Origin of the sequence: Streptomyces sp. NPDC094034, from assembly GCF_040303865.1 — a bacterium.
Classification (GTDB): Bacteria; Actinomycetota; Actinomycetes; order Streptomycetales; family Streptomycetaceae; genus Streptomyces.
The window spans coordinates 46,479-59,726 of sequence record NZ_JBEOUD010000017.1 but is presented as its reverse complement, the minus strand read 5'-3'; the positions used below and the strand labels follow the sequence as shown (position 1 = coordinate 59,726).

Here is a 13,248-nt window from a genome sequence, read left to right as displayed (position 1 = left end):
CCTTACGGAAAGAGCCGCCCAGGTCTCATCAGGGCCGCGCGAGAGCCGCCCTGCGGCGGTGCCTGGCGACCCGCTCGCGATTGCCGCACACCTCGCTGGAGCACCACCGGCGGCGCCGCCCGCGCGAGGTGTCCAGATAGACGCGCCGGCAGCTGTCGCCCTCGCACTCGCGCAACCGGGCCCGTGCGGCGGGGTCGGTGAGCAGTTCGACCGCGTCCCTGGCCACGGCGGCCAGCAGCGCGTCGCACTCGGGCTCGGCGCTCAGCGCCCGTACGAGATCGCCGTCCTCGTCCCGGACCGCCCGGATCCCCGGCGGCGCCGCCGCGGCCAGCGTGTTGACCCGCTCCAGCGCGCCGGCGGCGTCCCGCCCGTCGATCTCGGCATGCACCAACTGCCCCACTCGGTCGCGCAGTTCGGTGAACGACCGAACCCAGCGGGCGTCGACCCCCGCGAGCGGCGTCCCTTCGGGCACCAGCCCCGCGCCGATCAGCCACCGGCCGAGCGGCGCGGCGCCGTCGAGCCGCTCCCGGCCTCTGGAGGTCCGTTCCCCGGTGGCCACCAGATCCAGGCAGATACGCCCGGAGTCGAACCGCCACTCGTACGAGCCCATGCCCGCCGCCGTGCCCGCCGTCATGTGCCTGTCACCGCCTCGGGTTCACCGTGGGTGCCGTCCTCCTCAGAGTGCCTGCCCCGGGACGCGGCCGGAACCCCTGCCGCCGGTGGCGGTGTCGGCGGATTTTCCCCTAGGGCCTGTTCGGCGGGCCGTTGTGCAGGACGCGTTGGAAGAGATGGTGATCGCGCCACTCGCCGTGCATGTGGAGATAGCCCGACGCCGTACCGATCAGTTCGAAGCCGCATTTGCCCAGCACGCGCTGCGAGGCGGTGTTGGCCAGGACCACGGCCGCCTCCAGGCGGTGCAGACCCAGCTCGTCACGGGCGGCGCGGCAGACCTCCCCGACCGCGCGGGTCGCCAGACCGCGGCCGGTGTACGCGGCATCGATCCAGTAGCCGATATTCGCACTCCGAAACGGTCCGAGGGCGATGTGGAGAAGGGTCGCCTCGCCGACGATGCGGTCGCCGTCCACGAGGTGCCAGCGCCGGACGGCGGGATCGGAGAGCCGGTTGGCCTGGGCCCTCGGGGTGTAGAAGTCGGCGGGGCGGTCCGGCTCCCAGGGGCTCAAGTGATCCCTGTTGCGGACAAGTGCCTCGGTGACGAGTTCGGCGTCGTCCGGGGTGGCGGGCCTGAGGCGGATCGAGGAGTCGTGGGACATCTTCGTACGGTACCCACGGGCCGGTTTCACACGTCCGCGTATTTGGAGTCCGCCGACGGGTCGAGCGCGAGCCGGTAGCCGCGCTTGACCACGGTGTGAATCAGCTTGGGAGCGCCCAGCGCGGTCCGCAGCCGGGCCATCGCGGTCTCGACGGCGTGTTCGTCGCGGCCCGAGCCAGGGAGCGCGCGCAGCAGGTCGGCCCGCGACACCACCCAGCCGGGTTTTCGGGTCAACGCGTGCAGCAGCGCCATTCCGGCGGGCGGCACCGGCCGCAGATCGCCGTCGACCAGGACCGCGTGACCACGGATCTCGACGCGGTGGCCCGCGACCGGCAGCGCCCGGGCGCGCCCCGGCAGCTCCGTACAGAGCACCTGGACGAGCGGCCCGAGCCGGAAGCGGTCGGGCTGGACGGTGTCGACGCCCCGCGCCTGGAGCGGCAGCGCGGTGACGGGCCCGACACAGGCGGCCAGTACGTCGTGGCGCAGGGCGGCCAGCAGCTCGGGCAGCCGGCCGCGCTCATCGGCGCGCGACAGCAGGGAGGCCGCGGCGGGCGCGCTGGTGAAGGTGACGGCGTCCACGGCGCGGGCGACGGTCGCGTCGATGAGCCGGTCGACCGGGGCGAGATCCTCCGGGGGCATCCAGCGGTAGACGGGTACGACGACGACATCGGCGCCCCCGGCCCGTAGCGCCTCCACGAACCCGGGCAGGGGCTCGCCGTGCAACTGGAGCGCGATCCGGCGGCCCTCGACGCCCTCGCCGAGCAGCCGGTCGAGGACCTCGGCCATCGACTCGGAGCTGGGCGACCACGCCTCGGTGAGCCCGGCGGCGCGGATGGCGCCCTTCACCTTGGGCCCGCGGGCGAGCAGTTCGACACCGCGCAGACAGGCGAGAAGTTCCTCGCCGTGCCCCCATCCGTCGGCGGCGCCGATCCAGCCGCGGAAGCCGATGGCGGTGGTCGCCACGACCACATCGGGCACCTGGTCGATCAGCTCTTTGGTGGCGGAGAGCAGTTCCGTGTCATCGGCGAGCTGCACGATCCGCAGGGCGGGTGCGTGGACAACGGCCCCGCCGCGGCGCTGGAGCAGCGCGCCCAGTTCATCGGCGCGCCGGGCGGCGGTGACCCCGATCGTGAAGCCCGCGAGGGGGCCGTGCTGCTGGGCGTCCATGCCTCTCCTCTCGCCCGCCGGCCTCGGATGCCGTACGGAAGGCTCGTACGGATGGAGCCGCCGAGCCTGTCAAACACGCGTGACAGGCGGGGTCCACGGGCATTTCCGCCGCGTTACGTGGCACCGCCCCGCGCACGGTCGCGCGGGTGCCGCCGCCGCGCGCTCCCCGTACCCGCCGTCGTCGCTCCGGGGCTCACACCCGCGCGTAACCGAGCGCGGGCTCCGCCGCCGGTGCGGGCCCGGTCCGCGCCCCGCGAAGGTATACCGCCCAGGTGAGGCAGAAGCAGACGGCGTAGAAGAGGAGGAACGCGACGAACGCCGGGGTGCCGGTGGACGCGGTCTGGAACGACTGCCGGAAGGCGAGGTTGATGGCGAGCCCGCCGAGCGCCCCGACGGCCCCGATCAGCCCCATCGACGCCCCGGAGAGCCGGCGTCCGTACGCGGCGGCCCGCTCGCCCGTCATCCCCCGCTCCAGCGCCCTGGCGTGGAAGATCCCGGGGATCATCTTGTACGTCGACCCGTTGCCGAGGCCGGTCAGCAGGAAGAGCGCGACGAACCCGACGAGGAAGACGGTCAGCGATCCGGTCACCGACGCGAGGACGACGACGCCCGTCGCGACGGCCATCGCGGCGAAGGTCCACAGCGTGATCCGGGCGCCGCCGTACCGGTCGGCGAGCATGCCCCCGACGGGCCGTACGAGCGATCCGAGCAGCGGCCCGATGAAGGTGACCGAGGCGGCCTGCAACGGGGTGCGCCCGAACTGGGTCTGGAGTACCAGACCGAAGGCGAAGCTGTAGCCGATGAACGATCCGAACGTCCCGATGTAGAGCACCGCCATGATCCAGGTGTGCCGGTCCCGCACGGCCTCCCGCGCCGCCCCGGTGTCATTGCGGACGGGCGCCAGATTGTCCATGAACAGCGCCGCGCACACCGCGGCGACGACGATCAGCGGAAGGTAGACGCCCAGCACGAGCCGCGGATGGGCGGCCCCGGCCGTCCCGATCACCAGCAGCCCGACCAACTGCACGACGGGTACGCCGATGTTCCCGCCGCCCGCGTTGAGCCCCAGCGCCCAGCCCTTCTTCCGCAGAGGGAAGAAGGAGTTGATGTTCGTCATCGAGGAGGCGAAGTTGCCGCCGCCGATGCCGGTGAGCGCCGAGACGACCAGGAAGGTCGTGTAGGAGGTCCCCGGCTCCATCACGGCGTACGCGGCGCCCGTCGGCAGGAGCAGCGACAAGGCGCTGACGATCGTCCAGTTGCGGCCGCCGAACCGGGCGACGGCGAAGGTGTACGGCACCCGCACGAGCGAGCCGACCAGCGTCGCCAGGGCGATCAGGAAGAACTTCCCGGCCGGATCGATGCCGTACTCGGGCCCCATGAACAGGACCATGACCGACCACAGCGTCCAGATGGAGAACCCGATGTGCTCGGAGAGCACGGAGTAGAGGAGATTGCGGCGGGCCGTCCGCTCGCCGGTCGTCCGCCAGAAGTCGGCGTCCTCCGGATCCCACCGCTCGATCCAGCGGCCCCCTTTGCGTGCTGCGGTGGTGGTGGTCGGGGCAGTCATCACGCCTCCACGGAGGGGAATCGAATGGAGATCCCGACCGTAGGGACGCCGCGTTTCACCCCCGTTCCACGAGGTGACCGGCGCGCAACCTTGCTCTCACCCGCGCGCGGGTTCGGCTGTGAGTGTTCTGGACGGCGAAGAGCCACCCCGGATAAACGACTGCGTGGCCCGCGCGTCCGTATGGGATTCTGTACCCGACAAGATCGAACACCGACTGTTCCCGCATGCCACCCCGAACTGGCGCGGTACCACCGCTTGTCGAGTGGACGGCACCCGGAGACGGAGGCGACTGATGGCACGTACGACCACGTCCGGCGGGCGCAAGGACAAGCCGGCCACCCTGGCACTGGTCGCCCAGCGGGCAGGTGTGTCACCCCAGACGGTGTCCAACGCGCTCAACTCCCCCGATCTGCTGGCCCCCGGAACCCTGGAACGGGTCCAGCGGGCGATAGCCGAGCTGGACTACCGGCCGCACCAGGCGGCGCGTTCGCTGCGTACCCGCTCCAGCAGGCTGATCGGGTACGGCGTCCAGGCGTCGCCCGACGGGGTCTCCGGGCCGGTGATGGAACACTTCCTGCACGCCTTCTCGGACTCAGCCAACCAGGCCGGTTACCGCGTACTGCTCTTCGCCGCGCCCCTGGACCCGGCGGACGAACCCGACTGCTACGCCGAGCTGTTGCGCGAACAGTCGGTCGACGCGTTCGTCCTGAGCAACACCTACCGCGGCGACCCGCGCCCCGGCTGGCTGAGCAAGCGCGACATCCCCTTCGTCGCCTTCGGCCGCCCCTGGTCGGCCCGTTCGGTCGGCGACTGGGTGGATGTCGACGGCGCCCACGGCACGGCGGCGGCCGTCGACCATCTCGTCGCGCTGGGCCACCGCAGGATCGCCTTCCTCGGCTGGCCGCGCGGCTCGGGCGTCGGCGACGACCGGGCCCGGGGCTGGCGGGAGGCCATGCGCCGGCACGGCCTGTCCGTCCGGGATCTGCGGGTCGACGCGACCGAAGACGTCGACGCCGCGCGCGACGCGGTCGCCCGTCTCTTCCCCGCGGGCACGACGGCGGTCGTCGCGGCCAGCGACACCCTTGCCCTCGGCTGCTACCGCGCGCTGCGCGACAGCGGCCGGCTGCCCGGCCGCGACGTCGCGGTCGTCGGCTTCGACGACTCCTCCGCCGCCGCCCTGCTCTCCCCCAGCCTGAGCAGCCTCCGTCAGCCCCTCGAAGAGGTCGGCCGCGCCTGCACCCGCATGATCCTGGCCAGAATCGCGGACCCGCGGGGAACCCCGGAGCACGTCCTGCTGCCACCGGAGTTAGTCGTCCGCGAGAGCTCCGCGTTCCCGGTCGCCCCCTGACCCCTCGGCCGCTCGGGGAAGGGAGTCCGCCGTTAATATCGCTTCGCCGTCCGGCGCGCGGGTGTGCCGCCGACGGCCATGGGAGCCGAGCCAGGGAGAACAGGAGAACGCCGTGCTGAAGGCCTTCGCCGAGCTGTCCACGCCGCTGGTGGCCGACGCCTGCGTCCGCCACGACGTACCGCTGCGCGTCGCGCCGCCCGGGATCGGCGCCGTCGTCCGCGGGCACCGCGTCGCGGGACGCGCGTTGCCGGTACGGCACTACGGGAGCGTGGACGTGTTCCTGGAGGTGTTCGGCCGGGCCGAGCGCGGTGATGTGCTGGTCATCGACAACGGCGGCCGGACGGACGAGGCGTGCGTCGGCGATCTGGCGGTGCTGGAGGCCGAGGCCGCCGGGGTGAGTGGTCTTGCGGTGTGGGGGCTGCACCGGGACACTCCTGAACTGGCCGAGATCGGCCTTCCGGTGTTCAGCTACGGCAGCTATCCGCCCGGCCCTGTACGGCTGGACGAGCGGGAGCCGGAGGCGCTGGACACCGCCCGGTTCGGGGCGCATCTGGTGAGCGCGGACGACATGGTCTTCGGTGACGAGGACGGTGTGCTGTTCGTCGCCGCCGAGCACGTCGAACAGGTACTGGCGACCGCGCACCGGATCCGGGAGACCGAGCGCGACCAGGCCCGCAAGATCGTGGCGGGCGAGACGCTGCGTCGGCAGACGGCCTTCGACGACTATCTGGCGGGGCGCGCGGCCGATCCGGAGTACACGTTCCGGCGGCATCTGCGGCGGATCGGCGGGGCGATCGAGGAGTAGCCGGGGCGCGATCGGGATCCGCGTCCTGTCCGCAGGCCGGCCCGGGAGCCGTCGTGGGCGGACAGCCGGCCGGGCCGGTGATCAGGCTTCGCCGGGGGCGGCCCCGGCCGGGAGCCAGCCGCCGGGGACGCGTTCCAGCCATCCCTCGTACGCGGCGAGGGCGTCGGCGGCGGTGCGCAGAGCGTCAACTCCCGGATGTCGCAGCCCCTTGCGCCACACCAGCGACAGTGGTGACAGGGGCACGGGGTCGACGAGCGGGCGCAGCACGGCCCCCGGCATCTCCGGGAAGTCCACCACGGTGAGTACGGGCGTACGGTGCTTGGCCATCACCCGCCGGAACTCCTCGGCCCCCATCGCCATCGGCGCGGGCGGGGCGAGTGCGATGGAGCGCCCCGCGAAGAGCCGCCGCGCCAGATCCGTCCACTCCAGCGTCCCTGGGTTGCCCGCCCCCGCGTACACGCTCTCGCCCGCGAGCGCGTCGAGGGGCACCTCGGCGCGGTCGGCCAGCGGGTGGTCGTCCGGCAGCAGCACGGCCAGTGGCTCGTACCGTACGAGTTGACGGGCGAGGCCGGAGCGGAGGGCGGGCGCGAGTCCGTCGGCGTATCCGAAGGAGGCGTCGAGCCGGCCTGCCAGGATCTCGGTGGCGGCGCGGGTCAGGCCGCTCTCGAAGCGGGCCATCAGCTCTTGGTGCGGGGCGAGTTCGCGTGCCCGCGCCAGCACGCGCCCCGAGACCATGCCCTCGGTGTTGAGATCCACGAGCAGCGGCCGTTCCCCGGCGGCCCGGGCGGTCAGCAGCGCGTCCTGGGCCGCCAACACGCCCCGGGCGTAAGGCAGCAGCCGCTCGCCCTCGGCGGTCAGCGTCACCTGGCGGGTGGTCCGTAGGAACAACTCGGCGCCCAACTCACGCTCCAGCCGCCGGATGTCGCGGCTGAGCGCCTGCTGGGCGACATACAGCCGGGCGGCGGCCCGGGTGAAATGCAGTTCCTCGGCGGCGGCGACGAAGCCGCGGAGCAGCCGGGGATCGATGTCTCGGGGCATGCCGCATTTAACAACACACCTGCGTGAATGGCCAGTGAGCAGGTGTTGGACCGAGAACTGCCGGTGCACCGAGAGTGAGGGCATGCCGAAATCCCCCGCACCCGACACTCTCCTGCCGGCCGTCACGGGCGACAGCCTGGTCCTGGCACGGCGGTACGACGCCCGTTTCGCCCCCGGGCCGCCGAGCACACCCGAGCCGCCGGAACCTACGCGCCCGCCCCGGACGGCGGGCCGCCGCGGCAACCCGTACGCCCGGCTCTTCGCGATCCCCGGTACCCGCGCCTTCACCGCCGGGAATCTGCTCGCCCGGCTCCCGATGGGCATGTTCAGCGTCAGCGCCGTGATCATGATCGCCGGATCACGCGGCTCCTACGCGCTGGCCGGCGCCGTCACCGCCACCGGCCTCGCGGTCACCGCCCTGGTGGCGCCCCGTACCGCCCGGCTCGTCGACCGGTACGGACAGGCCCGTATCGCCGTCCCCGCCACCGTGATCGCCGCGCTCGGCTCGCTCGCGCTGCTCCTGTGCGTGCGGTACGACGCGCCGGACTGGACGCTCTTCGCCGCCTACGCCGCGACCGCCACCACCCCCAACACCGGCGGGATGTCCCGCGCCCGCTGGGCTCATCTGCACCGCGAGGCGACCCCCGAGAACGCCGCGGCCCTGCATACCGCCAACTCCTTCGAGCAGGCGGCCGACGAACTCTGCTTCATGCTGGGCCCGGTGCTCGCGGCCTTCCTGTGCACCGCGCTCTTCCCGGAGGCGGGCACGCTGACCGGAGCGATTCTGCTGCTGACCGGCGTACTGATCTTCGCGGCGCAGCGCTCCACCGAGCCGCCCGCCACCGGCCGTACGGACGCGGCACGCGCCCCGCTCCACTCGCCCGCGCTGGCCGCCCTGCTCGCCGTGTTCCTCGCCACGGGCGCCGTGTTCGGCGCGACGGAGGTCGTCACGCTGGCCTTCGCGGACGACCGCGGCCACCAGGCCTGGGCGGGCGCCGTGCTCGCGCTCCAGGCCGCCGGGTCGTGCGCCGCGGGTCTGCTGCTCGGCGCGCTGCGCCCGGCCCGCCGGCTCGGGCGGCGGCTGGTGCTGTGCGTCGCCGCGATGTCGGCGCTGCTGGCCCTGCCCCTGCTCGCGGCCACCGCGGGGGCGACGGGGTCGCTGCCGCTGCTCGCCTGCGGGCTGCTGATCGCGGGCGCGGCGACGGCCCCGACGATGGTGACGGGCATGACGCTCGTCCAGCGCCTCACCCCGGCGAGCCGGCTCAACGAGGGGATGACGCTGGCCGTCACCGCACTGCTGGCGGGCATAGCCACCGGTGCGGCGGCCGGCGGCTGGACCGTGGAGCACACCGACCCGGCCCACGGCTACGCCCTCCCCCTCGGCGCCGCGCTCCTCGCCCTGCTCATCGCGTCGGCCGGCGCGCGCCGCTTCGGACATGACGAAGGCCCCGCTGCCTGAGGAGCGGGGCCTTCGCCCGTGGTATTCATGGAGACGATATTCAATTGTGCACATGGGAATTGTGGAGATGGCGGGAATCGAACCCGCGTCCAACGGTGCGGAACCAGGGCTTCTCCGAGCGCAGTCCGTTTCGCTTTTCTCGGCCCCGGAGATCACACGGACAAGTCTCCGACGGGCTCAGTCACTGTTTGGTTTCCCGCTGCTCCCCGTGACCGGGCTCAGCGGTTTAGTTCCCTAGCTGATGCCAGGATCCGGGTCGGGAACAGCCCCGGGCTGACACTCCGCAGAGTCTTCGCTAGCTGCTAATTAGGCAGCGAGGGCGAAGGCGGAGGAATCGCGCTTAGAAGTGGCGATTATTGTTTGCGACATATGGTTAACGAGATCATTGCCGCTTCCTCGGCTCGCTTCACCTGCTTCGACATCCGCTGTCGAAACCGATCATCCCCATGTTGTTTTTTCAATCGTGCCCATTTTCGAGCGCGCACCCGCTGTGAGGTGCGGGACCCATCTTACGTGACCAACGCGCGACGGTGCCAGCCTATTCCGCCCGGCCGGCCGAAGCGGCCCCGATCAGGACCACCGGCGGACCCGGCGGACCCGGCGGATCCGGTCAGGCCCGCTGACGCCGCTTCGCCGCCGAGATCGCCCGGTCGGTCTCGCGCCGGTCCTGCTTCTCCCGGAGCGTCTGCCGCTTGTCGTACTCCTTCTTGCCCTTCGCCAGCGCGATCTCGACCTTGGCCCGGCCGTCCTTGAAGTACAGCGCGAGAGGCACGATCGTGTGACCCGTCTCCTGCGACTTCGACTCCAGCTTGTCGATCTCGACCCGGTGCATCAGCAGCTTCCGCTTGCGCCGGGCGGAGTGGTTGGTCCAGGTCCCCTGCGTGTACTCGGGCACATGGACGTTGTGCAGCCATGCCTCGTGTCCGTCGATCTGGACAAACCCGTCCACCAGGGAGGCCCGTCCCTGGCGCAGGGACTTCACCTCGGTACCCGTCAGCACGAGACCACACTCATATGTGTCGATAATGAGGTAGTCGTGCCGCGCCTTCTTGTTCTGCGCGATCAGTTTGCGCCCAGTTTCCTTAGCCATAGTCCCGCCATTTTCTCACCCCGGCGCAACTTCTTTACTCCGCGCTCCCGAGCCCGCTCAGTACCGACGTCGCCCGCTCCTGGGCGTCCTCGCTCACCTGGAGGTCCGGGGCGACGCCCCGGCCGTCCACCCCATGGCCGGCCGGTGTGCGGTACGTACCGACGGTCAGCTCGGCGACAGAGCCGTCGGGAAGCGCGCTCGGCATCTGGACCGAGCCCTTGCCGAAGGTGCGCGAGCCGACCGTGACCGACCGGCCGCGGTCCTGGAGGGCGCCGGTGAGCAGTTCGGCGGCGCTCATCGTGCCGCCGTCCACCAGCACCACCAGCGGGCGGCCGGTGTCGCCGCCGGGATCCGCGTACAGCGCGCGCTGCTCGCCCCGTATGTCGTACGTCGCGACCAGACCGCCGTCGAGGAAGGCGGAGGCGGCGGTGACGGCCTCGGCGACCAGACCGCCCGCGTTTCCCCGCAGATCGAGGAGGACACCGCTGCCCTTCGGCGCGGCCAGGACCGCGTCCCGTACCCGCTGGCCCGTCCCCTTGGTGAACGCGTCGACCTTGATCCGCAGCACGCCGCCCCCGATCGTGTCGACCGTGACGGATTCGGTGCTGAGCCGGGCGCGGCGCAGGCTCTCCGTCCAGCGGCGGCCGTCCCGCTCCAGACCGAGCACGACCGTGGTACCGACGACGGACGCGTCGTCGCTCCTCTTCTCGCCGCGCAACAGCGCCATGACGTCCGTGACGGGCCGCTGCCCGATACCACGGCCGTCGATGTCCCTGATGATGTCGCCCGGCCCGATACCGGCCTTCCGCGCCGGGCCACCGGGGTGGACCCGGGTGACCTCGACCAGACCGCCGGCGGTACGTCTCGCCCAGAGCCCGACGCCGGTGTACGAGCCGTCCAGGGCCCGCTGGAACTCCTCGTACTCACTCTTGTCGTAGACCGAGCCCCAGCGGTCGCCGCTGCGGCTGACGACCTCCTCGGCCGCTTCCGTGCCGGACTTCCCGTTGGCCATGGCCTCCGCGGCGGCCCTGGCGACCTCGTCGCGGTCGGCCGTCGACGCCACGGGCCGGGTGTGCACGCGGGGCGGATCCTCCTCGCCGTACGGCAGGGCACCCGTCGCCGCGCCGGTGGCGAGCACGCTCACAAAGAGCAATGTCAGGGCCGCCCCGCGGCGGACACCGCGGGGCGTTCGGTGCAACTGGTGCAACTCGGAACCTGACATGAGGTTGAGTCTAGGACAACACCGAACGGCAGAACGGTGCTTGCCGCCTCCGGGTCAGGGGCGCTTGTCACACCCGGAGGTACTTGCGCAGCGCGACGAAAGCCGCCACGGCGGGCATCAGCAGACCGATCGCGAGCACCAGCGGAAGCTTGGCGAGCACCGCGTCCCAGCCGATGAAGTTGACGAGTTCCATCTTGTCGGCGAGCGCGAGACCGTTGTCGATCAGGAAGTAGCGGCCCGCCAGCAGCATGGCGCAGGCGACCACACCGCCGATCAGTCCGGCGAACGCGGCCTCCATGATGAACGGCATCTGGATATAGAAGCTGGAGGCGCCGACGAGTCTCATGATCCCGGTCTCCCGGCGCCGGCTGAACGCCGATACCCGAACGGTGTTCACGATCAGCATCAACGCGATGACCAGCATCAGCGCCATCACACAGAGCGCCGCGATATTCATGCCGTTCATCAGGTCGAAGAGGTTCTGGAGGATGTTCCGCTGGTCCTGGACGGACTCGACTCCGTCCCGGCCCGCGAAGGCCGTCGCCACCACCTTGTACTTCTCGGGGTCCTCCAGCTTCACACGGAAGGACTCCGGCATCTGGTCCGGAGTGATCGTCGCGGCGAGCGGGGTGTCGCCGTACCGCTCCTTGTAGTGCTTGTACGCCTCGTCGGCCGTCTCGTGGTGGACCGTCTCGACGAGGTCCATCTTCTTCAGATCGGCCTCGATCTGCTGCCTCTGCTGGCTGGTGACCGAGCCCTTGGCGCACTGGGGCGCGGTCGCCGCGTCGTTCTTGTTGCAGAGGAAGATGGAGACATTGACCTTGTCGTACCAGTAGTCCTTCATCACGCTGACCTGCTCGCGCATGAGCAGCGCGCCGCCGAACAGGGCGAGCGAGAGGGCTACGGAGACGATGACCGCGAAGGTCATCGTGAGATTTCGGCGAAGACCGACGCCGATCTCCGACAGGACGAACTGGGCGCGCATGGCGTCCTTTCAGCTTTCGGTGCTCAATGCTCGGTGCTCGGTGCTCAGTGCTGGTAGCCGTAGACGCCGCGTGCCTGGTCACGCACGAGACGGCCCTTCTCCAGCTCGATCACACGCTTGCGCATCTGGTCGACGATGTTCTGGTCGTGGGTCGCCATCACGACGGTGGTACCGGTGCGGTTGATGCGGTCCAGCAGCTTCATGATGCCGACGGAGGTCTGCGGGTCGAGGTTGCCGGTCGGTTCGTCCGCGATGAGCAGCATGGGACGGTTGACGAAGGCCCGCGCGATCGCGACGCGCTGCTGCTCACCACCGGAGAGCTCACCGGGCATCCGGTCCTCCTTGCCGCCGAGGCCGACGAGATCGAGGACCTGCGGTACGGACTTGCGGGTCTCGCCGCGGGACTTGCCGATGACCTCCTGCGCGAACGCGACGTTCTGCGCCACGGTCTTGTTCGGCAGCAGCCGGAAGTCCTGGAAGACGGTGCCCAGCTGGCGGCGCATCTGCGGCACCTTCCAGTTGGACAGGCGCGCGAGGTCCTTGCCGAGGACATGCACCATGCCATGGCTGGCGCGCTCCTCACGCAGGAGCAGCCTCAGGAAGGTCGACTTTCCGGAACCGGACGAGCCGACGAGGAAGACGAACTCCCCCTTCTCGATCTCAAGGGAGACATCGCGCAGAGCGGGGCTGTTCTGTTTCGGGTAGGTCTTGGAGACGTTGTCGAATCGGATCACGGGTGCACCACGGTCGGCCGGGAGTAGGTGAGCGAGACCTTACGCGACCCGCGCCGCCGCGCGCAGTCCGCGTCCATTGTTGAAACCCCGCCCGAGGGCGGGCTTGGGCCGATTTATCACGGATGGCGCCGGACCGCCAGCCGTGGAGGTCCACCAGGAATCCGGCCGACCGCGCCGAAACGGCCGAGAACTGGCAGAGTGGAGGGGGGAACGGTCGTGTTTCCCGAAGCGTTGGGCGGAGAGACACTGGCTGCGGCTCCGCCGCGCGGTGAGGAGGAATGCGCATGACCTACGACAGACTGGTGTGCGCCAACTGCGCGGGACCCGTCGCCGAGGGCCGCTGCCGCGTGTGCCGCGCCAACAGGGAACGGCTCCAGCAGCGGGGGCCCCTGGGCGGTCTCAGCCCGGTGGCGCTGCTCACACTGCTGGCGGTGCTCGTTGCCGCGGTCGCGCTGATGGCCGCGTATCAGCCCGCATGACATCCCGGACACTCTCGGGCTCACGATGAGGGGCTCGGACGCCTGACCGGCGTCCGAGCCCCTCATGTTTACGTGTCTACGGCG

13 protein-coding genes and 1 other RNA gene are annotated in these 13,248 nt (G+C 71.0%); 4 read left to right on the top strand and 10 right to left on the bottom strand.

Annotation, left to right across the window (positions count from 1 at the left end; all coding sequences use genetic code 11):
- Nucleotides 1-28: 28 nt before the first annotated feature.
- The 4 genes from ABTZ59_RS17300 to ABTZ59_RS17285 form a co-directional block, all read right to left on the bottom strand.
- Nucleotides 29-634: a CGNR zinc finger domain-containing protein gene (locus ABTZ59_RS17300; protein ID WP_351397557.1), complete on the bottom strand. Its 606-nt coding sequence runs from the start codon at nucleotides 632-634 to the stop codon at nucleotides 29-31.
- A 109-nt stretch (nucleotides 635-743) separates the two neighbouring features.
- Nucleotides 744-1,271 carry a GNAT family N-acetyltransferase gene (locus ABTZ59_RS17295; RefSeq protein WP_351397554.1) on the bottom strand — a complete coding sequence of 176 codons (528 nt, stop codon included), beginning with the start codon at nucleotides 1,269-1,271 and terminating at the stop codon, nucleotides 744-746.
- 26 nt (nucleotides 1,272-1,297) lie between these two features.
- The gene (locus tag ABTZ59_RS17290; protein WP_351397551.1) at nucleotides 1,298-2,437 is read right to left on the bottom strand and encodes a uroporphyrinogen-III synthase; all 1,140 of its coding nucleotides are present in this window, start codon (nucleotides 2,435-2,437) and stop codon (nucleotides 1,298-1,300) included.
- 193 nt (nucleotides 2,438-2,630) lie between these two features.
- Nucleotides 2,631-4,004, bottom strand: coding sequence for a nitrate/nitrite transporter (locus ABTZ59_RS17285; protein ID WP_351397548.1), 1,374 nt, complete (start codon nucleotides 4,002-4,004; stop codon nucleotides 2,631-2,633).
- Between the two features lie 292 nt (nucleotides 4,005-4,296).
- Here ABTZ59_RS17285 and ABTZ59_RS17280 point away from each other — a divergent pair, with 292 nt between their 5' ends.
- Nucleotides 4,297-5,352, top strand: coding sequence for a LacI family DNA-binding transcriptional regulator (locus tag ABTZ59_RS17280; protein ID WP_351397544.1), 1,056 nt, complete (start codon nucleotides 4,297-4,299; stop codon nucleotides 5,350-5,352).
- 112 nt (nucleotides 5,353-5,464) lie between these two features.
- Nucleotides 5,465-6,157, top strand: coding sequence for an RraA family protein (locus ABTZ59_RS17275; RefSeq protein ID WP_351397541.1), 693 nt, complete (start codon nucleotides 5,465-5,467; stop codon nucleotides 6,155-6,157).
- 81 nt (nucleotides 6,158-6,238) lie between these two features.
- Here ABTZ59_RS17275 and ABTZ59_RS17270 read toward each other — a convergent pair whose 3' ends face one another.
- Nucleotides 6,239-7,195: a LysR family transcriptional regulator gene (locus ABTZ59_RS17270; RefSeq protein ID WP_351397538.1), complete on the bottom strand. Its 957-nt coding sequence runs from the start codon at nucleotides 7,193-7,195 to the stop codon at nucleotides 6,239-6,241.
- Nucleotides 7,196-7,277: 82 nt separating this feature from the next.
- Between ABTZ59_RS17270 and ABTZ59_RS17265 the strand changes: the two genes are divergently transcribed.
- Complete coding sequence (locus ABTZ59_RS17265) at nucleotides 7,278-8,654, top strand: MFS transporter (protein ID WP_351397535.1); 1,377 nt, start codon at nucleotides 7,278-7,280, stop codon at nucleotides 8,652-8,654.
- Nucleotides 8,655-8,713: 59 nt separating this feature from the next.
- Here ABTZ59_RS17265 and ssrA read toward each other — a convergent pair.
- From ssrA to ftsE, 5 genes are all read right to left on the bottom strand, one after another.
- Nucleotides 8,714-9,100: a transfer-messenger RNA gene (ssrA, locus tag ABTZ59_RS17260) on the bottom strand.
- Between the two features lie 164 nt (nucleotides 9,101-9,264).
- Nucleotides 9,265-9,744: an SsrA-binding protein SmpB gene (smpB, locus tag ABTZ59_RS17255; protein ID WP_129769107.1), complete on the bottom strand. Its 480-nt coding sequence runs from the start codon at nucleotides 9,742-9,744 to the stop codon at nucleotides 9,265-9,267.
- A gap of 34 nt (nucleotides 9,745-9,778) precedes the next feature.
- Entirely contained in the window at nucleotides 9,779-10,966 is a 1,188-nt protein-coding gene (locus ABTZ59_RS17250) for a S41 family peptidase (RefSeq protein WP_351397529.1), read from the bottom strand.
- Nucleotides 10,967-11,033: 67 nt separating this feature from the next.
- Nucleotides 11,034-11,951, bottom strand: coding sequence for a permease-like cell division protein FtsX (ftsX, locus tag ABTZ59_RS17245; RefSeq protein ID WP_351397525.1), 918 nt, complete (start codon nucleotides 11,949-11,951; stop codon nucleotides 11,034-11,036).
- Between the two features lie 44 nt (nucleotides 11,952-11,995).
- Nucleotides 11,996-12,685 (bottom strand): cell division ATP-binding protein FtsE, encoded by a 690-nt coding sequence (gene ftsE, locus ABTZ59_RS17240; RefSeq protein ID WP_030355142.1) that lies wholly within the window; start codon nucleotides 12,683-12,685, stop codon nucleotides 11,996-11,998.
- 284 nt (nucleotides 12,686-12,969) lie between these two features.
- On the opposite strand from ftsE, the gene ABTZ59_RS17235 reads away from it, so the two are divergent.
- Nucleotides 12,970-13,164 (top strand): hypothetical protein, encoded by a 195-nt coding sequence (locus tag ABTZ59_RS17235; protein WP_351397521.1) that lies wholly within the window; start codon nucleotides 12,970-12,972, stop codon nucleotides 13,162-13,164.
- Nucleotides 13,165-13,248 lie beyond the last annotated feature (84 nt).

Coding starts and splice junctions, on each gene's coding strand:
- ABTZ59_RS17300 (WP_351397557.1), bottom strand. CDS start 634: ATGACGGCGGGCACGGCGGCGGGCATGGGCTCGTACGAGTGGCGGTTC.
- ABTZ59_RS17295 (WP_351397554.1), bottom strand. CDS start 1,271: ATGTCCCACGACTCCTCGATCCGCCTCAGGCCCGCCACCCCGGACGAC.
- ABTZ59_RS17290 (WP_351397551.1), bottom strand. CDS start 2,437: ATGGACGCCCAGCAGCACGGCCCCCTCGCGGGCTTCACGATCGGGGTC.
- ABTZ59_RS17285 (WP_351397548.1), bottom strand. CDS start 4,004: ATGACTGCCCCGACCACCACCACCGCAGCACGCAAAGGGGGCCGCTGG.
- ABTZ59_RS17280 (WP_351397544.1), top strand. CDS start 4,297: ATGGCACGTACGACCACGTCCGGCGGGCGCAAGGACAAGCCGGCCACC.
- ABTZ59_RS17270 (WP_351397538.1), bottom strand. CDS start 7,195: ATGCCCCGAGACATCGATCCCCGGCTGCTCCGCGGCTTCGTCGCCGCC.
- ABTZ59_RS17265 (WP_351397535.1), top strand. CDS start 7,278: ATGCCGAAATCCCCCGCACCCGACACTCTCCTGCCGGCCGTCACGGGC.
- smpB (WP_129769107.1), bottom strand. CDS start 9,744: ATGGCTAAGGAAACTGGGCGCAAACTGATCGCGCAGAACAAGAAGGCG.
- ABTZ59_RS17250 (WP_351397529.1), bottom strand. CDS start 10,966: ATGTCAGGTTCCGAGTTGCACCAGTTGCACCGAACGCCCCGCGGTGTC.
- ftsX (WP_351397525.1), bottom strand. CDS start 11,951: ATGCGCGCCCAGTTCGTCCTGTCGGAGATCGGCGTCGGTCTTCGCCGA.
- ABTZ59_RS17235 (WP_351397521.1), top strand. CDS start 12,970: ATGACCTACGACAGACTGGTGTGCGCCAACTGCGCGGGACCCGTCGCC.